At 67.6% G+C, this 17,745-nt stretch carries 17 protein-coding genes; 9 read left to right on the forward strand and 8 right to left on the reverse strand.

What is annotated here, in order from left to right; all coding sequences use genetic code 11:
• Positions 1-36: 36 nt before the first annotated feature.
• From UK12_RS11850 to UK12_RS11860, 3 genes are all read left to right on the forward strand, one after another.
• Positions 37-828 carry a hypothetical protein gene (locus UK12_RS11850; RefSeq protein ID WP_045302675.1) on the forward strand — a complete coding sequence of 264 codons (792 nt, stop codon included), beginning with the start codon at positions 37-39 and terminating at the stop codon, positions 826-828.
• Positions 768-2,447, forward strand: a complete 1,680-nt coding sequence (locus UK12_RS11855) for an Ig-like domain-containing protein (RefSeq protein ID WP_045302677.1) — start codon at positions 768-770, stop codon at positions 2,445-2,447. Before UK12_RS11850 ends, UK12_RS11855 begins: the two co-directional genes overlap by 61 nt.
• A 712-nt stretch (positions 2,448-3,159) precedes the next feature.
• Positions 3,160-4,224, forward strand: coding sequence for a cobalamin-independent methionine synthase II family protein (locus tag UK12_RS11860; protein ID WP_045302678.1), 1,065 nt, complete (start codon positions 3,160-3,162; stop codon positions 4,222-4,224).
• Between the two features lie 423 nt (positions 4,225-4,647).
• Here UK12_RS11860 and UK12_RS11865 read toward each other — a convergent pair whose 3' ends face one another.
• From UK12_RS11865 to UK12_RS37275, 8 genes are all read right to left on the reverse strand, one after another.
• Entirely contained in the window at positions 4,648-5,079 is a 432-nt protein-coding gene (locus tag UK12_RS11865; RefSeq protein WP_045302680.1) for a hypothetical protein, read from the reverse strand.
• Positions 5,080-5,130: 51 nt separating this feature from the next.
• A complete protein-coding gene (locus tag UK12_RS44360; protein WP_082119529.1) occupies positions 5,131-6,132 on the reverse strand; it encodes a polymorphic toxin-type HINT domain-containing protein in 1,002 nt (333 codons plus the stop codon).
• 239 nt (positions 6,133-6,371) lie between these two features.
• Complete coding sequence (locus UK12_RS39605) at positions 6,372-6,752, reverse strand: hypothetical protein (protein WP_156178671.1); 381 nt, start codon at positions 6,750-6,752, stop codon at positions 6,372-6,374.
• Positions 6,753-7,304: 552 nt separating this feature from the next.
• The gene (locus UK12_RS11870) at positions 7,305-7,655 is read right to left on the reverse strand and encodes a hypothetical protein (RefSeq protein WP_045302681.1); all 351 of its coding nucleotides are present in this window, start codon (positions 7,653-7,655) and stop codon (positions 7,305-7,307) included.
• Between the two features lie 604 nt (positions 7,656-8,259).
• Positions 8,260-8,511 carry a DUF7848 domain-containing protein gene (locus UK12_RS11875; protein ID WP_045302682.1) on the reverse strand — a complete coding sequence of 84 codons (252 nt, stop codon included), beginning with the start codon at positions 8,509-8,511 and terminating at the stop codon, positions 8,260-8,262.
• 90 nt (positions 8,512-8,601) lie between these two features.
• On the reverse strand, positions 8,602-8,964 hold the full coding sequence (locus UK12_RS11880; protein ID WP_045302715.1) for a hypothetical protein: 363 nt from the start codon (positions 8,962-8,964) through the stop codon (positions 8,602-8,604).
• 134 nt (positions 8,965-9,098) lie between these two features.
• Positions 9,099-10,346, reverse strand: coding sequence for a helix-turn-helix domain-containing protein (locus UK12_RS11885; protein ID WP_045302717.1), 1,248 nt, complete (start codon positions 10,344-10,346; stop codon positions 9,099-9,101).
• A gap of 715 nt (positions 10,347-11,061) precedes the next feature.
• Positions 11,062-11,700 carry a GntR family transcriptional regulator gene (locus UK12_RS37275; protein ID WP_197084771.1) on the reverse strand — a complete coding sequence of 213 codons (639 nt, stop codon included), beginning with the start codon at positions 11,698-11,700 and terminating at the stop codon, positions 11,062-11,064.
• A 174-nt stretch (positions 11,701-11,874) separates the two neighbouring features.
• Between UK12_RS37275 and UK12_RS11895 the strand changes: the two genes are divergently transcribed.
• From UK12_RS11895 to UK12_RS11920, 6 genes are all read left to right on the forward strand, one after another.
• Positions 11,875-12,207, forward strand: coding sequence for an SCO3933 family regulatory protein (locus tag UK12_RS11895; RefSeq protein WP_442973789.1), 333 nt, complete (start codon positions 11,875-11,877; stop codon positions 12,205-12,207).
• Positions 12,208-12,304: 97 nt separating this feature from the next.
• Positions 12,305-13,714, forward strand: coding sequence for an FtsK/SpoIIIE domain-containing protein (locus tag UK12_RS11900; RefSeq protein WP_045302685.1), 1,410 nt, complete (start codon positions 12,305-12,307; stop codon positions 13,712-13,714).
• Between the two features lie 41 nt (positions 13,715-13,755).
• The gene (locus UK12_RS11905) at positions 13,756-14,514 is read left to right on the forward strand and encodes a DUF2637 domain-containing protein (protein WP_045302687.1); all 759 of its coding nucleotides are present in this window, start codon (positions 13,756-13,758) and stop codon (positions 14,512-14,514) included.
• 139 nt (positions 14,515-14,653) lie between these two features.
• Positions 14,654-16,099 carry a replication initiator gene (locus UK12_RS11910; RefSeq protein ID WP_045302689.1) on the forward strand — a complete coding sequence of 482 codons (1,446 nt, stop codon included), beginning with the start codon at positions 14,654-14,656 and terminating at the stop codon, positions 16,097-16,099.
• The gene (locus UK12_RS11915) at positions 16,096-16,323 is read left to right on the forward strand and encodes a helix-turn-helix domain-containing protein (RefSeq protein ID WP_197084773.1); all 228 of its coding nucleotides are present in this window, start codon (positions 16,096-16,098) and stop codon (positions 16,321-16,323) included. The genes UK12_RS11910 and UK12_RS11915 overlap by 4 nt, the downstream gene beginning before the upstream one ends.
• Positions 16,323-17,630 (forward strand): tyrosine-type recombinase/integrase, encoded by a 1,308-nt coding sequence (locus tag UK12_RS11920; RefSeq protein ID WP_045302691.1) that lies wholly within the window; start codon positions 16,323-16,325, stop codon positions 17,628-17,630. Before UK12_RS11915 ends, UK12_RS11920 begins: the two co-directional genes overlap by 1 nt.
• Positions 17,631-17,745: the final 115 nt, after the last annotated feature.

A 17,745-nucleotide genomic window follows, 5' to 3' on the forward strand; every position in this document is an offset into this window, starting at 1 on the left:
GCGGCAGCAAGGCCAAGCCTCAAAGCCGCCCCGGCAGTGTTCACCATCGACGCGAGCGCAGCCGCCGGCAGCACCGGCGGCAACGAACCCTCCATCGCGATCAACCCGGCCAACCCCGACCAGATCGTCATCACCCGCTTCAACCAGCAGTTCTGGTCCGTCGGCAACGCCGACCTGCTCTACTCGACGGACGGCGGCAGGACCTGGACCGAGGAGCACTCCATCCCCGCGCCGCCCGGTCTCCTCACCGGCAACGCGCCGGCCGACCAGACCGTCGACTACGGCCGCGACGGCACGCTCTACGGCACGTTCCTGCTGTGCCCCAACAACTGTGCCCAGCAACAGGCGGTGAGCGGTTCGACCAGCGATCCCGGCAACCCGGCGTCGTGGAGCTGGAACGGCAACCCCGCCCAGCTCACCAGCGGCACGCGCAACGGTGCCGACCAGCCCTGGCTGCTGGTGAACCGCGACCCAGCCGATGCGACCAAGGACAAGGTCTACGTCTCGTACGAGGACCTCGCCGTCCCCGAGGCGCGGGTCGCGGTTTCGGACGCCGTCAATCCGCTCAACTTCACCGTGGACAACTCGTCAGGCGCGGTTGTGACGAACACGGCGACCAGCGGCGGTATCCGCCTGGCCACCGACCCGCGGAACGGAACGGTCTACTCCATCCGCCAGACCGGCGCCGGGGGCGGCGACCCGCAGAACATCACCTACCAGCTCAACCGGTCGACCGACGGCGGGACGACCTGGACGACGGCATCGCCGTGGCCACGGCCAACACCCACCAGGGCCGAACGTACAAGTTCGGCGGTGTCAACGCACTGATCGGCGGAATCGACCACTCCGCCGTCGACCCGTCCAACGGCGACGTGTACATGGCCTACGGCGCGGATGTCTCGGGCAACAACCAGATCAGGATCCGGCGGCTCACCGACGACGGAGCAGGCAGTCTCAACGTCGGTGCGGAGCACAACGTGTCCACCTCGACCAACGCGGCGCTCCCCTCGGTCGCGGTGCTCAGCGACGGGACGGTCGGCGTCCTCTACACCACCTCCGACGGCACCAACACCGCCGGCTTCCCCACCTTCTCCGCGCACCTCGCCCGGAGCACCGACCACGGCGTCACGTTCACCGACGACGTCCTGCAGTCGTTCTCCTCGCCGGTCATGAACGACGGCACCGTCACGCAGCGCGTCCTGGGCGACTACCAGCAACTCAAGGCGGTCGGCAGCACCTTCTACGGTTCCTTTCCCGATAATACCAGCGGGCTGAACCCGGCCACCACCCCGCCCATCGATGCGATCTTCTTCACTGTTCCGCAGGTCTCCCAGACCTCGCTGACGTCCTCCGCCAACCCGTCGGTCTACGGCCAGCCGGTGAGCTTCACCGCGACGGTCACGCCGGTACCCGACGGCGGCACGGTGAGCTTCAAGGTCGACGGCAACCCGCTCGGCGGCCCGGTACCGGTGGACACCACGACCGGACAGGCGACATCGAGCAGCATCACCACCCTCAGCCCGGGCCCGCACAACGTGGACGCCACCTACAGCGGCAACGGCGACTTCAAGGGCAGTAACGCCACGCCCCTGGTCCAGACCGTCAGCCCGGCATCGGTCACCACGACACTGGCGTCCGCCGGCCCGTCGACATTCGGTCAGGCGGTCACCTTCACCGACACCGTGTGCGCCGCCAGCCCGAGCACCAACCCCGCCGCGCCGCCGAGCGGAACGGTGGCCTTCCGCGACGGCAGCACGCTCCTCGGCACCGGAACGCTCGCACCCGGCGGAGGGACCAACTGCAGTCGGACCCAGGTCAGCACATCGAACCTGCTGCCCGGAACACACACCATCAGGGCCCAGTACAGCGGTGACGGCAACTTCCTGGCGGGCGGCCTCGAGTCCACCACCCAGACGGTGAACTGCACCCGCACCATCACCGGGTCGGTCGTCGGTGCGGTGTTCGCGGGCAGCGGCAGCACCTGCATCATCGGCGCCACGGTCGGCGGCACCGTGCACGGCGCCGCCGGCGGCGCGCTGTTCATCAGCAACTCCACGATCCGGGGCAGCATCCTGTCCTCGGACGGCACTCGGTTCGGTATCTGCGGCGGCACGGTCACCGGCTCGGTGGACATCACCAGGGCCAGCGGGTTCGTCGTGATCGGTGACCCGGGCGACGACGGCTGCCCCGGCAACAGGATCACCGGCCAGGTGACGCTGTCCAACAACCACAGTGGCGCGGAAGTCATCGCCAACCACGTCGGAGGCTCGGTGCAGGTGCAGGGGACGACCGGTACCGGTCCCTTCCCCGAAGACACCCGGGCCGAGATCGAGGGCAACACCATCGGCGGATCCCTGATCTGCTCCGGCAACGTCCCGGCGCCGACCAACGACGGGAACCCCAACTCCGTGACCGGCCTTCGACTGGGCCAGTGCTCGACCCTGTGATCACCACCTGAAACGGGGTGCTTCGAGAGAACTCGGCGCATCCCGAACGAAGGGGCCCGCGTGTGCGGGCCCCTTCGTTGTTTCCAGGCTCAGCCCGTGCAGAACCCCGGCGGCGACAGGCAGCGCCCAGACGCCTCGACCCGCGAGCCGGTGCGGTACGGGTTCACGACTTCGCTGATCCTCAACCGGGGAAAGCCGTCCCGTTCGGAGACCACGACCTCGCCGGTCTGCCAGAGCCATCCATCGAGTGAAACCCCCCTCGCAGCGCCTCGTCGGTGGTAGGCCGGTCGACCAGCGCCTCGGAATGCCGTGCGGTTGCCATGAGTTGCGGTGTGCCGGGCTTCTGGTGAGCTGACGGCGCTGCCGTGGCTGTCGAGGACGGGTAGCGGCAGAGGCCGTCCCGGTCTGCTGTCTCTCGGGCCTTGGGAGATCCGTGCAGCCGTTGGCGCTGTGGCTGTCCCCGGTCCGTCAGAAGTGGTCAAGCCGGAGTCCGGCGTATCACCCGAATCGGTGAATCTGCCGGAGTCGTTCGCGGTTCGTTGTGCCCCCACGCGCCCGCAGGAGCCCGGGCCGGGGCTGGGGGTGCGGGGTGGTGACCTGGTGTGATCATCAGGGGGGTGCGGGCGCTTCGGGGTGGGCGGGGGATGGCTGCCGGCCGGCCAAGGGTGAGGCGTGGTTGCCGGGGGTCGGCGGGGGCTTCTAGGGTCCGGCCATGAGCATCCCCACCGAGGCGATCGGCAGCATCCCCCGACCGCCCGCCCTGCAGGCCGCCCTCGCCGACCACGCCGAAGGGCGCCTGTCCGCCGATGAGTTGACGAAGCTGCAGGAACACGCGACGGCCGAGACGCTGGAGCGGCTGGAGCAGTTGGGCTCCCCCGTCCTGGTCGACGGCGAGCAGGCCAAGCCGAGCTTCGTCACCTACCCCCTCGCGGGCCTGACCGGCCTCGCCCCCGACGGGGCCGTCATCCCCTTCGCCGACGGCCACACCCGCCAGTTGCCCCGGCTGACCGCCGGCCCGTTCCGCTACCGGATCCACGCGGACGCCTACCTGCGCGACGCCCGCCGCCACACCGGCCTGCCGGTCAAGCAGGCGATCATCGCGCCCTCCGCCCTGAGCCTGCTCTACCCGGCCGACGGCATCGCGGGCTATCCGCGTGAGGAGTTCCTGCGCGACCTCGCCGACGGGGCCGAGGCCGACATCCGGCGCTGCCTGGACGCGGGCGCGCACGTGGTGCAGCTGGACTTCACCGAGGGCCGGCTGTCCCTCAAGCTCGACCCCAGCGGGGGCCTGCTCGACGACTTCGTCGCCCTCAACAACGAGGTGCTCGGCCGGTTCACCGAACAGGAGCGCACCCGCCTGGGCGTGCACACCTGCCCGGGCGGCGACCAGGACTCCACACACAGCGCGGACGTCGACTACGCGGAGCTGCTGCCGAAGCTGTTCCGGTTGAAGGTCGGGAACTTCTACGTCCAGCTGGCGGGCGAGGCCGACCCCGAGCGGGTGCTGCGCATCATCGCCGACCAACTGCGCCCCGGCGTACGGGTGTTCGTCGGAGTGACCGATCCCGTCGACCCCGTCGTCGAGACGCCGGAGCAGGTCCGCGACCGGGTGCTGGCCGCCGCCCGGCACATCCCGGTCGAGCAACTGGGCACCTGCGACGACTGCGGCTTCGCACCGTTCGCGGACGACGCCTCCACCTCCCGCGAGGTGGCCTTCGCCAAGATCGAGGCTCGTGTACGGGGCACCGTACTCGCTTCCGAGGCCCTCGGCCTGTGACCGCCCGTCCCCCGCCCACCCCGGGCGGGGGACGTCTCGATGGGAGTCTGACGGCCGTTCTGGAATCCCGGCGGCTACCCGCCTTGCCTGGGTGGGACGGAGGTTGCCTGGCGAGCTGAGAGCACTACGGGCGCACCTAGGAGCGTGTCCTAGGTGGTGAGTTCGGTCGTTCACTTGTAGCAGGTCAGAACCGTGCGCATCGGTCACACCCCGCGCTGACGCGAACCTCACAGCCGAAACAGCAGGGATTCCACTGGCTGTCCGGTCGCAGGCCGGCAGCGTGAGCCCTGACCTACTGGACCCGGCGGTACAGGGGTCACGGCGGAACAAGCACAGGCCAACCTGCCCTACGGGACCCACCACCGGTGCTGATACCAGACAACGCACCGCACACCGCATTGCCACCGCGGAGCTGGGATAACCCTAAGCCGAACCATCGCGGGCTTTCGTCAGGGCAACGCTGGCATTCCTCAATGACTCGGAAAGCTCGCCGCTGCGCAAGCGGATCAACTCGCGGACATGCTCATTGGGCCCCTCAACCGAAGTCGCAGCAAGGAATCTCTCCCATGACTCAAATACCAATCGCGTCTGCTCGCGGCCGATACTGGACAGCTGCGCCAGCTGCCTCGCGTCCCTGCCAGACCCCTTCGCATCCCGAAGAAACCAGACATTGAACAGCGAGTGTTCTGTGACGAACCTGCCCACGAGTGCGCAGACATCGTTACCCAAGATATCGCACGAGAGCATCTTAATTGCGAGATTCAGCGCGGTGGAACTCGCCGGGCCTCGCAACTCCTTAGGTGGCTCCCAGGTGGGCAGCTCATCGAGCCACTCCCAGCCTTCAGGAAAGGCCATGTGCCATCCTCTCTTCAAGTTCGTATCAGGTGCACCGAGAGTCGCATCACATCATCCATGCGCCTGTAGCAGCCACTTTATCCCACTCATGGTTTCTAGAGGGATGTCACTGACTCCGCCCGCCCGGAGGACTTGCGCGCAATAGGTGACGCAACTCTGGTTGTCCAGATCATATCTCGGATACACGCCTCGTGCGGCCTTCGCCATTTGCACCTCGGCGAACGCCATCGCACCTTCCGGATTAGGAAGCGGAATTCGAACGTTGATCGTAGTAGGCGAAAGCTTCGCCGGATCGAATGTGGAGACACCGTTCGTCGGTAGATCTACCCCACCGAATTGATGGGTACTGAGAACCTCATCGCCGGACTTGATTGTAATCAGAGCATGCCCCGCAGGGCGATCCAAATGCACGGTGGCTTCACCCGGTATCGGGCAGTTATGTACCAGCACCGGCGTGGTCCCTGCCAGCACATAGTACGTGTGGAGGTTGTCGATGGTGAGGTCGTGTGCGGTCTGCGGGCCGGTCTGGTAGTTGCGGATCGATACGACCGTGACCAGGGTGCCGTTGGCCGTCCGGAGTTGGTCGCCCGCCTGGAGCTTCGCCGCGTCCGTCCAGCGGTGAGTGGTGACGTCCCAGTAGGGGTGGTGCTGGGTGGAGACAAGGTCGACGGTGGAGGGGTTGGCGTTGTCAGAGGCCAGCGGTGCCGCTGACCCGTTGGCTGCGGAGATCTTGAGGTCGGTGAACTCATGATCCCCGGGGGTCGTGATGGTGCCGATGACCTGCTCGGGTGCGGTGACCCCGGTCTGCGGGTCTGTGACGGCGACCTTGTCGTTGGTGGTCAGCTGCTCGATGGGCTTGGAAGTTCCGTCTGCCAGCAGTACCCGGGTGCCAGTCGGGAAACTGTGGCAGACAGCCGACAGGACCTCGCCGGCCTTGGCGAGGAGGCCTGATGTGACGGCACCGGTGAGGGCACCGGTGCCTACCGCCTCCAGCTGGCCTTGGGTCGAGTGGTCGGCGTTGCCGTCGAGCAGGTTGTTCAGCCCCGCGCCGATGGCGCGTTAGCGAGCCACCGACCAACCGGCAACGCCACCAGCCCCTGAACCCCGCAACCCACACCACGGCACCGGCGCGGGCGCAAGATCAATCCGACGTTCCCGTGAAACACTGAGGCGGGGCCTGCCGCACACTTGGCGGCAGGCCCCAGTCGAACCAATATCATCGCAGCCGCGATGACGTCAGACAGAATCTCCTGCCGGATCAGTCTCGCGAGCGGTCCTTCGGTTCTGGACCCTTATGGCCCGTTCCCCCACGGAGCGTCAGGCGCCCTGCTAAGCCATTCTTCAACTTTCAGAACTACTGTCGCAAGGATCCCGACGAATTCATCTTTCGGCATGCCGCCCGATTTCCATTCAACCCACGCAGCCTCGAGCTGATCCATGACCTCGGCATATTCCATGATCAGCTCTACCGGATCACACCAGAGCTTCGAAGATCCACCGCCACGCTTAATGGCCTGACTGTACCACCAATTAAAGCGCAATTCCCCCGAGAGCGCCCGAATTGCCAGGTCATCGGCTGCGAAACCAAGATTTGGCTCATGCGTCACAACGTCGATCATTGCAAGTTTCAGTTCTGACATATTTGCGCGGTGTTTCTGATTCTCGCTAGCCATCGAAGCTCCCCCGAGCCCATCGCAACAGGGCACCGACGCCAGTCGGCATGTCACTACCTCCCGTATTGGCAACCCTGGAACAGTACACCAGGCAGCTGTTCCTTCGGAGATCATAGTCGCCTTGTCCAGTACTGCCACGGTAGGAAGATCGTGCATACCTGATTGCCGCATCGGCATCTTCCAGGTCGAACGTGCTGGATCCGACATGAGTCAACCCGTTCGGGATACCCCGAAATCGCATAGGCTTCAGGATGCCACCGATTTCGTTGGCGTGTGCATGCTCATAGGCACCACTCTGACTGCTGACCTCGATACTGAAATGCGGCCCTTCATCTCCGATATACGCATGCACCGTGGCAGTCCCTGGGCAGTTGTGTACCAGGACCGGCGTGGCCCCCGCCAGCACATAGTACGCGTGGATGCAGGCAAAGCAGCTGGATTAGAGCATGGCAGAGTGAAGCTGCGATGATGCGGGGACCGAGTCAGAATCAGCTGTGGCGGCCCGCCAGGCAAACTGGCGGGCCGCCATAGAAGGGGAAGCTAAACTGTCAATTAAGCGTTATCCAACCAAGGGGCTCTGGGGAGTGTTCCCAGCAGAAACTCAACCCGCCGCACAACATCCCGCATCGCGACTGTGAGTTCATCAGCCGAAATTTCACCGCGCTTCTGCGCATTGTACGAATTGAATAGCTCCTCATGCTGCCCGAGAAAGCTATCAAGGAGCTCGAGGTCTTCTTCCGATGAATCACCGCTGGAAAGCTTCCCCACCACCGAATACCACCAGGACAGGCGTACGTCAGCCACGATGATGCGCGCTGCAAGCTCTCGAGTCTGATATCCTCGCCCTTCCTGTGAGGCCAGCAGCTCGATCATCATTTTAGTGAACGACGGAAGCTCGCTCATGGGCGCACTTTTCCTTCCTTCTCGAGTTTCAGCCAAAGTTTTGACGAATCCAAGGGATTAGACCCCGACCGCTAGGCAGGGCCTCACCGCCGCCAGCCTGAATTACTCTGCTGCAGTACGTCAGGCAGTTGTTTGTCAATGCGTCATAATCGCCCTGACCAGCGCTTCCTCGGGCGGCCTTCTTGGCGTACGCGATTGCGGCCTGGGGGTCCGGGAGATCGATATCCACCGATCCTCGGTGAGCGCCGACGAAGGAGGAAGTGTGCGGCATTGGCTTTAGGGTGCCACCTGGATCCATCGCATGAGTATTGTAGGACTCTCCGTTTGCCGTCCTGATCTCAAGGGTGTAGTGGGGTCCGTTCTCCAGGTCATACTTGTGAATAGTGGCCGTGCCGGGGCAGTTATGCACGAGGACCGGGGTGGCCCCTGCCAGCACATAGTACGTGTGCTACGCGACCCCTCCCTACCTGCCTTTTCGCAGGCCAACGATGGTTTGACGGTCCGTCGGTGTCCGTGAATGTGCGCTGAAGTCCGTGGTTGTTGCCGTCTCTACTGCCGTCAGAGGTGTAGACCAACCGTTCCGCCACCGACTGCGCGCGTGATCCTACTGCCATGCTCCGGGCTCGGCGCGGACGATGGTGCGGGTGGTCTGCTCGTACGACTGGTGGCCAGTCTGCGCACAATGTCCGGCGATCCAGCGTGTCAGTTCCTCCGGGCTGTGCAGCTCTCCGGACGCGGCGCCGCAGTCCTGTTCTTCGCCGGTGACGCAGACGGCCTCGAAGGTCGGCACCGCCAGGGGGTCGATGACGGTGGTCACGTGGTACTCGCGGAAGCGGTAGCGGCTGGTCGTGCCCATCAGCGCGCCCCTTGTCCGAGTCGTGCCATCTGGTCCCCAGGGTCGTTCGTCTCGCTGAGGTCGCCAGCCAGCGTGCTGATGCTTACGGCGTCAGGCATCCTCGGTCCCCTCCTGTGGGGCCGCGATGCGCTGGCCGCGCGAGTCCGCGACCCTGAGCGCGTCCGACAGCGCCTCGGCCAGCCGGCAGGCCAGCCAGCGGTATTCGAGGGCCGGCAGCGCCCGCGCTCCGGGGGCCAAGTCCTTGCGGGCGTAGTCCAACAACTCCTGGCCCATGCTGAGCTGCACCGCCTCGATGCCGTCGGCGAGCGTGGAGAGGTAGCCCCTGCCGTCAGTGCTCAGGTAGCACGGGTTCCCGTCCGGGGTGGTCCACGGCAGCAAGCGGGGGCCCGCCACGCCCGACGCCGCGTCGTACAACTCCCTGCGGCGCAGACGGTCTGCGTCGCTCCTCGGCATGCTCACAGTGGGCTCCCGGCCTCGGTCGCTGGATGGGGACTCGGCGACCGTAACCGTCTGACTACTCGTCAATCCACGGATGCCGCAGCGCAGATCGCGACGCTCGGTCGGCAAACTGCCACGCTGCGTGGCACCTATCCGACGACGCCCAGGTAGGCGGCCATCTCGCGCATGTCGCTGGTCAGGGTGCGCTTGCGCTTGCTCAGGATCTCCTGCATGGTCTCGGCGGCGGAGTTCTGATGCCTCAGCCACTCCGGCGCGGCTTCGCGGGCGAGGGCCAGTTCGTCCATGGCTGCCGACAGGTCACCGGTCCGCGTGTGGGCGCGCGCCAGGTCGAGGGTGAAGCGGTTCCCGTCGTTCGTGCTGGGCCTGCCCAGACGCTTCCACGCCTTCGGTGACAGCTCCGCCTCTTCGCCCACCTTGCGCACCACTGCGCGGGCGTCCCCGATGACCATGGGATCTTCGAGCGCCTTCAGGGCCACGGTCACCGGTCCGAAGACGGACCAGTGACGGGAGACGTTGCGGTGCGCCGTGCCGACAGCTGTTGCCGCCACCCGCGCCGCCTTGCGGTACTCCTTGGCCTCGTCCGGACGGTTGTTCCGCGCCGCTGCGGCGGCAGCCTCCATCGCCAGACCGCCCCACACCGCATAGTGGTCGGGCTCGGCCCCGGTGATCTTCGGCTCGACCACGTCCATGCTCTGGGCGGCGATCCGTTCTGCCTCGTCCAGCCGGCCTTGCCGTACCAGCAGCCAGCACATGCCGCCGACGCCGGACCCCGCCGCGAGCATGTCCCCGGCCTGTCGGGCGTCCGCGATGGCGCCACTCAGGGCCGCGTACGCGATGTCATACTGCCGGACCTGGGTGAGGTAGGTCCCGGCCAAGCGCAACGTCTCGGCGCGGGCCAAGAGGGCCTGCCGGTGCTCTTCTCCGCTGCCGTAGTAGGCAACGGCCCGCGTGGCGTCTCGCAGCAGGCCCGGCAGTTGAGCGGCGACGCTCTTGTAGCTGTCGGAGAAGTACAGCACCCTCGCGTCTCGAACCGTTCGAGCGTATGCACGAAGGTTCGGTTCGTCGCCCACAGCCTCGGCCTCCTGGTCGACAAGCCCAACGGCCGGAGTCAGCTCGGCGCGGAGCTGAATGAGGTTGAGCCGGTTCGGCTCCTCTGTCTGTCCTACAGGTTCCGGGGCGTCGGAAGCGATCAGCGCGGCGGTGGTCACGCCCAGAGCGCGAGCCAGGGCGTGAAGCGTCTCCATGCGGACTGTTCCGCCTTGCTCGACCTTCCGGACGGTTGCCGGCGACATGCCCGCCGCGTGGGCGAGTTCCTCCTGGCTCATCCCGGCCCGACGCCGGTACTTCCGCACGTTGTCAGCGAGTTCCGTAGTCATCTGCTCACCTACCTTCAGCGCCACGGTACGCCGGGCAGGCGAACTGACCGGGGCCATCCGGCAGATACCCACCCCGAGCGGTGACCCACCACCGCGCGGCGTCGGGCACGCGGCCGGCCGAAACGGCGCGGGGCCGGGGCCTCCGGCAGGATCGGGGCCTGAGCGGGAGGGATCCCTCGTCGGTCGGGCAGCTTTGCCGCACCAGGGTTCCCCGGGGGCCGCCACAGTTCGCCAGGTGACGCTTGCGCTCGGCCTTGGCGGCCCCCGGGGGTTCCTGGTACGCCTCCGGGGGCCGGGCGACGAGGGAGCCGTCCCGCGACCCGCGACCACTCACCACGACGAAGCCGCACCCGTGCCTCGGCCCCTGTCCCTCGGAGGGAGGGCCGGGGTCTGGGGCAGAGCCCCAGGATGGTTCGCTGCGCTGACTGCTGCGCGCCCGGACCGGCGGGGCCGCCGCTGAGCGGGGCGGAGACAGGAGCGGGCGGCGGCCCCACCGGGCCGGGCGCGCGCGGCCCGCGACAGCGGGCCGCCTTGATCCAGTAAAGAAACTTGATCCAGTAAAGAAACTTGTAACAGCTCCGGCTCTGCACAGCTCTGCCGGTCACCACCGCGAACACGCCTGGAGCTGCTGCGCGCGCTTGGCATCTTCTCGGGATGGGGTGCTCTCCCACTCGTCCGGCGAGCGCACGGCGGAGGTTCTGGCGGCGGGGGCCCCTCACTGAGGTGTGTGCGGTTCTTGGGCCTGACGTTCCCGAGCCTCCCGCCGGTGCAGCAGTTCCTCTGTGAGCTGGCGGGCCGTGTCCTGGGCCTTCTGGTAGATCTCCTCAAGGCGTCGGAGTTCGCCGGTCAGGGCAACCGCCTGCTGGGTCAGCTCGTCCTCGGTCAGCTCCCTGATCCGCTCGGTCGTCGTCTGCTCGGGGGCCGGCTTATCCTCAGCGGCCTCCACGGGGCTCTCGGGCTTCGGACGCGGCTGCCCCTGGACGAGGTAGGCGGGCTCCGGGCGCCCAGCGTGGATGAACTCCTGGCTGAATCCCAAGTTGTGCATGATCTCATCCATGACTTCGGTCATGAACGGCGTCTTCTTTACAACTTCCTTACCGGGATTGGCTTTTGCACCAGCACGCTGACGTACGTAACTTCCCCGGCTCTGGACCGAGTAGATCAGCCCTTCGTTCTTGAGCACGCGCAGGGCGCTCTGGATGGTCGAGCTGGCCAGTCCGTACTTCTCTTGCAGCTCGCGCGCCGTCGGGAGCTTGTCCCCGGGGGCCAGCCGGCCTTCAAGGATCTCCTTGCGCAGGGCAGCGGCGGCCTGCATATACGGGGGCCGGGAGTCCTCTTCAAACGGCAGCGTCATGCCCCCGAGGGTAGCGGGCCCTAGCACAGATGACACACGAACCGGGGCTTGTTCCGGCTGTAGCGATACCAGCGCTTGTTCCATGTGTATCGCTTGTTGCGCTTGTTCTAGTTGTGCGACTAGGGTTCTGGCAGGTCGAACAAACGACCCCCGAACAAGGGAACTGCCATGGCTATGACCAGGATTCGCGTTGGACTGCTGCCCTCTGCCGTCTGCATGACAGGCACCGACGCAACGCCGAAGATCAAGGACCCGCAGACCGGAGAGATCGCCACCGACCGCGAGACGGGCGAGCACCTGTTCACGGTCACGGTGATGCTCATGGAGGAGGGGCGCGCGGAGATCATGAAGCTCACCGTTGCCCAGTCCGGCCTTCCCGAGGGGCTGAAGCCGGGCGTCATGGTGCGCCCGGTGGACCTGTTCGCCACGCCGTGGGCGCGGATCTTCAACGGCCAGCTCTCGGAGGGCATCGCCTACCGGGCGGGCCGCTTGGAGGCAGTCAAGTGATCTGCACTGTAGGGATGTTGACCTACCCGCTACCCATTTCGACCGGCACCGACAGCCGGTTCGCCCTCGGATTCATCTACGACGTGGAAGGTGTGAAGTGAAGGACGTGAACGAGATCGCCCCGGTCCTGATCGGGGCGATCCTCGCCCTGGCGGCCCTGTGGGCCGTGGTCAGCCTGGTCCGGTACCTGCGGGTGGACTGTGAGACCTGGGCGAGCATCCGGCAGGGGATGCGCATCCGGTTCGGGTGGGAGCGGCTGGCCAAGATGGCGGGCCTGTCGGTGACCGACAAGACCCCGACGTTCCTGGCCGAGCTGGTCAGCCGTGAGGGCGAGGTGCCCAAGCCCCGGGTCCTGGTGCCCCGGATCAAGGTGAAGCCGGACCGGTTCGGGGTGGCGGTGCGGGCCAAGTGCCTGCCGAAGGTGGGGCTGGAGGAGTTCCAGCGCTCGGCGCGCTTCCTGGCCGACGCCTGGCGCTGCACGCGGGTGTCCGTGCTGCCGGACGGTCCCGGGCGGGTGGTGATCCGGGCCGTGCGCCTGGACCCGCTCATCACGCCGACCGAGCACCTGCCCACGGGAACGGTGCCGGGGAGCCTGGACACGTGGGGGCTCGGGCTGGACGAGTACGCCGACGACGTCAGCCTGCCGCTGGCGAACGTTCCCGGCGTGACGGTGGCCGGCCTGCCCGGCTTCGGCAAGACGTCACTGATCAACAAGCTCATCTGCGACCTGGCCCCCTCCGACGCGGTCCAGTTCGCCGTGGCGGACGGCAAGGTCTCCACCGCCCACGAAGGGGACTACGCCGATCTGACGCCCCGCCTGTTCGCCTTCGCGGGCGACGACCTGGCGGAAGCCAACGCGCTGTTCAAGCGCATGGTGAAGCTGCGGCGGGGCCGGTCCTCGTCCATCCGCACCGTCCTGGGCGTGAAGAACATGTGGCACGTCGGGCCGTCCCGCATCTGGCCGCTGACGATCCTGATCATCGACGAAGCGCACACCTACTTCCGCGAGTACAGGGGCAACGACGCCGAGACGAAAAAGCTGGCGGCCCTGTCGGCTGAGAACGCCCGACTGGTCGAGGACCTGGTGAAGAAGGGCCGCAGCATCGGGATCATGGTCATCCTGGCCACCCAGAAAGCGACCGGCGACGCGATCCCGACGTTCATCCGGGACGTGTGCCCGCTGGGGCTGTCCTTCGCGCAGAAGACGGCGGAAGCCGCCGTGGCCGCGCTCGGGGACGACATTCGCAACTGGCCGGACGCGAACCCGGTCAACCTCCAGGACCCGGCCTACGTCGGGGTGGCCTCCATGGGAGTGCAGGGCCGTCCGGGCTTCACCCGCGTGCGCACCCCGTACGTGTCTGACGCCGACGCGGCCAGGATCGCCGACGACACCGCCCACCTGACCGAAGACCCGGCCACGTACCTCGACGTCTACCCGGGCCCCATCGACTGGAAGCCCGCCTTCATGGACGACGACGCCGACACCCTGATCACAGAAGCGGCCTGACGACCCATGTAACTCGCTATCAAGAAAGGAGAGTTGGCCTGATGGCCGAGGATCGCCTCACACAGCGCACCGTGACCGTGGTCATGGCGGTCATCGCCCTGCTGGCGTTCGTCTTCTCCTTCGGCAACGTCTGGGCGCTGGCCCTGCGCCTGGGGGTTCCCCGCCCGGTCGCGCCGCTGATCGCCCCCATGGTTGACCTGTCCGTAATCGGGCTCCTCGTCGGTCTGCGCTCGCTGTCCCTGCGCGGCGTCCCGCAGGAGGAGCTGACGGCCGCAACCCGTCTGATGCACCTGTGCGGCCTGCTGACCCTGGCCCTGAACGTCGCCGAACCCCTGGTAGTCGGACACTACGGCCGCGCCGCCGTCGATGCGGTCGCGCCGCTACTGCTGCTCGGCTGGGGCCAGGTCGGCCCGCAATTCCTCCGCCACTTCCACGCCCTGAGCGCCCCGAACCCGGCGCAGGCCCCCGTCCCGGTTCCGGCTGCGGAACACCTGCCGGACCCTCTCGCATCGCTCGACCCCGCACCGGACCCCGTCCTCGTACCGCCTTCCGGGCCGGCGCCTGCCCCGGCTGTGATCCTCGCCGCTGAGCCTGAGCCTGAGCCTGCTCCCGTGCCGGCCAAGACGACCGCGTCCGCCGCGCTCCCGGCCGTCCCTGAGGCCCTGCTGACGGCTGCCCGGCGCATCGCCGAGACGCATCACGCCGAGCAGGGCCAGCACATCACGCCCGGTCAGCTGAAGGCCCGCCTGGGCGTCACGCTGCCGTTGGCCACCGCCGCACACGCTCAGCTCTCCGCCTGAGCCCGCTGCCCCTTCCCCACCTGACCGACCCCGCCCGACCGGGCTCGGCTTCCCAGGCCCCGAGCAGCACCAACACGCCTTCCTGCCTGGCTGGTTGCTGCTCGGGGCCACCCCACCCACAGAAGGGACACGCCCCGACATGGTCGCCCTGGACCTGCGCCACGTGGCAAGCCCCGCCGTGCGGGACCTGGTCGAACTGGTCAACCTCGACAACTTCGACCGCCTCCGCGAACAGATCGAACGGCTCGGCGGCTGCACCGAACCCGTACGCCTCATCGGCCACACCGCCACCGTGGACACCGCCACCGGCGAAGTCCTGCGCTCCTACAGCACCGCCGACGAACCCACCGGACGCCTGCTGACCGCCTGCGGCAACCGCCGTGCCTCGCGCTGCCCCTCCTGCTCCCGCGTCTACGCTGCCGACACCTTCCATCTGATCCGCGCGGGCCTGTCCGGCGGCAAGACCGTCCCCGAGAGCGTGCGCACGCACCCCCGCGTCTTCGCCACCCTGACCGCCCCGTCCTTCGGCCCGGTCCACAACCGCGCCAAGGACGGCAACCAGGCGTGCCGCTGCGGCAAGCACCACGCCAAGGACGACAAGACCCTCGGCACGCCCCTCAACCCGAAGACGTACGACTACTGCGGCGCGGTGCTGTTCAACGCGCACGCCTCGGACCTGTGGCGACGCTTCACGATCTACCTGCGCCGCGAGATCGCCGCTGCCCTCGACATGACGCAAAAGGCCCTGCGCGAAGAACTGCGGGTGTCCTTCGCCAAGGTCGCCGAGTACCAGAAGCGCGGCCTGGTCCACTACCACGCCGTGATCCGCTTCGACGGCTCGGAAGGCAGCAGCGAGCCCCCGCCCGGGTACGCGACCGCCGAAGTCCTCAGCCACGCGATCAAGGCCGCTGCCGAGCGCGTCACTCTGACCGTCACCTCCGACGCCGTGGGGGAGCGCGAACTCGCCTGGGGCACACAGATCGACGTCCGCGAGATCGCCGCCTTCGGCACCGACGCCGAACTCACCGATCAGGCCGTCGCCGCGTACGTGGCCAAGTACGCCACCAAGTCCGCCGATGCCTCCGGCACCCTGGACCGCGCGCTGTTCTGCCGCCCCTGCCAGGGGCGCGGCATGGCCCTGTCCGCACAGACCGGCGTGCCGGTGGAGTGCCGGACCTGCTCGGGTACCGGTCAGTCCCGACCGCTGCCCCGCCTGGCCGTGGAACGGCACGTGCGGCAGATGATCCGCACCTGCTGGGACCTGGGCCGGCACCCGGAGTTCGCCAGCCTCAAGCTCTGGAAGTGGGCGCACATGCTCGGCTTCCGGGGCCACTTCTCCACCAAGTCCCGCTGCTACTCCGTCACCCTCGGCGCTCTGCGCGACGCCCGCCGCACCTGGCGCACCGAACAGGCACGCGCACACACCGACCTGCCCGACTTCGACCCGAGCACGACCCTCGTGGTCGGCCACTGGACCTACCACGGCTCGGGCTACAGCCCCGGCGAAGAACTCCTCGCCGCCGCTGTCCGGCACGACCGTGCCCATCAACGGCAGCTCCGGCACGAAGGTGATGACCGCCCATGACCGCTCCCCCGAACCTCGCCGCAGACCGTCACGGGTTGGCCGCCTCGCAGGAGCTGCTGACGGTCCCTCAGGTCATGGCCCGTCTCAAACTCGGCCGTTCCGCCGTCTACGACCTGCTCCGCACCCGGCAACTCGGCTCGATCACCCTCGGCCGCTCCCGCCGCATCCCGGCTCTCGCCCTCACCGATTTCATCCGCACCCGACTCGAACAGGAAGCCGCCTGATGACCACACCCCGCGACACCCCCGCCTCCCGCCGCAGCCGCGCCAACGGGGACGGCACCGTCTACCAGCGCAAGGACGGCCGCTGGGAAGCCGCCGGATACGTGCTGGCCGTCGGCGACACCCGCAAGCGCGTCCGCGTCTACGGGAGCACCCGCAAGGACGCCTTGGCCAAGCTCACCGAGAAGATCGCCACCAGCAACCGCGGAGTCCCCGCCCCCTCCGCGCAAGGCAGCGTCGCCGCGTTCCTCACCTACTGGCTGGAGACCGTCGCCGTCCACCGCCTCCGCGAGAACACCCACACCCGCTACACCGCCTGCGTCCGCCTCTACCTCATCCCCGGCCTCGGCAAGAAGAAGCTCTCCAAGCTCACCGCCAAGGACGTCCGCACCTGGCTCGACCAACTCCGCACCACCTGCCAGTGCTGCGCACGCGGCCTCGACACCGCCCGCGACCAGCCCCGGTGCTGCGCCATCGGAACGTGCTGCTCCAAGCGGCTGTCCCCGCTGACGCTGGCCTACGTCCACTCCGTCCTCAAGTCCGCCCTGGAGCACGCCGTCCGGGAGGAGGAGATCCCCCGCAACGTCGCCCGCAACGTCCGCATGGGCACCCCGAGGCCCCGCCGCTTCGAACCCCTCACCGCCCAGGAAGCCCGCGCGTTCCTCGCTGCCACCCACGGCCACCGCCTCCACGCACTGTTCGAACTCGCTCTGCGCACCGGGCTCCGCAAGGGCGAACTCCTCGGCCTGCGCTGGGAAGACCTCGACCTGGCCGGCGGCACCGCCAGCATCCGCCGCACCCTCCAGCGCACCAACTCCAGCGGCCTGACCGCCCTGCCCACCAAGACCCAGAGTTCCGAGCGGCGCATCGCCCTGCCCACGCCGTGCCTGCGCTCACTCGAACAGCACCGCACCCGGCAACGTCAGGAACGCGAAGCAGCGGGCGCGGGCTGGAAAGCCAGCGGCTACGTCTTCACCCGGCCTAACGGTGCCCCGATCGAGGGAGCGACCCTCAGCCGGCACTTCAACGCCCTGCTCCGCCGGGCCACGCTCCGACGCATCCGGTTCCATGATCTCCGCCACTCAGCGGCCACTCTGCTCCTGGAACAGGGCGTCGAACTCGTCGTGATCAAGGAACTCCTCGGCCACGCCCACATCGGCGTCACCGCCACCGTCTACGCCCACGTCCGACTCCGCCTCCAGCGCGACGCCATAGACCTCCTCGGCAACTCCCTCCGCGACCCCGCCCAGCCCGCCATCCGGCCCGACGACGGCGACGAACCGCCACTTTGTGCAGCACCCGTCCGCTGACGTTGCCGTCAACTACTGCCGTCAGAACCCAAAGAGGCCCCGCTGGAACCAAATCCAGCGGGGCCTCATGGGCATTTGCCGCACCGGCGCTACGACTTACTTCACCGGTGGCCAC

Source organism: Saccharothrix sp. ST-888 (assembly GCF_000955975.1).
Lineage (GTDB): Bacteria > Actinomycetota > Actinomycetes > Streptomycetales > Streptomycetaceae > Kitasatospora.

Excerpts from the sequence above, each read along its gene's own strand:
- UK12_RS11915 (WP_197084773.1), top strand. The coding sequence starts at position 16,096 with ATGACCGCTCCCCCGAACCTCGCCGCAGACCGTCACGGGTTGGCCGCC.
- UK12_RS39605 (WP_156178671.1), bottom strand. The coding sequence starts at position 6,752 with ATGGCTAGCGAGAATCAGAAACACCGCGCAAATATGTCAGAACTGAAA.
- UK12_RS11865 (WP_045302680.1), bottom strand. The coding sequence starts at position 5,079 with ATGGCCTTTCCTGAAGGCTGGGAGTGGCTCGATGAGCTGCCCACCTGG.
- UK12_RS11875 (WP_045302682.1), bottom strand. The coding sequence starts at position 8,511 with ATGGGCACGACCAGCCGCTACCGCTTCCGCGAGTACCACGTGACCACC.
- UK12_RS11880 (WP_045302715.1), bottom strand. The coding sequence starts at position 8,964 with ATGCCGAGGAGCGACGCAGACCGTCTGCGCCGCAGGGAGTTGTACGAC.
- UK12_RS11920 (WP_045302691.1), top strand. The coding sequence starts at position 16,323 with ATGACCACACCCCGCGACACCCCCGCCTCCCGCCGCAGCCGCGCCAAC.
- UK12_RS11895 (WP_442973789.1), top strand. The coding sequence starts at position 11,875 with ATGACCAGGATTCGCGTTGGACTGCTGCCCTCTGCCGTCTGCATGACA.
- UK12_RS11905 (WP_045302687.1), top strand. The coding sequence starts at position 13,756 with ATGGCCGAGGATCGCCTCACACAGCGCACCGTGACCGTGGTCATGGCG.
- UK12_RS11910 (WP_045302689.1), top strand. The coding sequence starts at position 14,654 with ATGGTCGCCCTGGACCTGCGCCACGTGGCAAGCCCCGCCGTGCGGGAC.
- UK12_RS11860 (WP_045302678.1), top strand. The coding sequence starts at position 3,160 with ATGAGCATCCCCACCGAGGCGATCGGCAGCATCCCCCGACCGCCCGCC.
- UK12_RS11870 (WP_045302681.1), bottom strand. The coding sequence starts at position 7,655 with ATGAGCGAGCTTCCGTCGTTCACTAAAATGATGATCGAGCTGCTGGCC.
- UK12_RS37275 (WP_197084771.1), bottom strand. The coding sequence starts at position 11,700 with ATGACGCTGCCGTTTGAAGAGGACTCCCGGCCCCCGTATATGCAGGCC.
- UK12_RS11885 (WP_045302717.1), bottom strand. The coding sequence starts at position 10,346 with ATGACTACGGAACTCGCTGACAACGTGCGGAAGTACCGGCGTCGGGCC.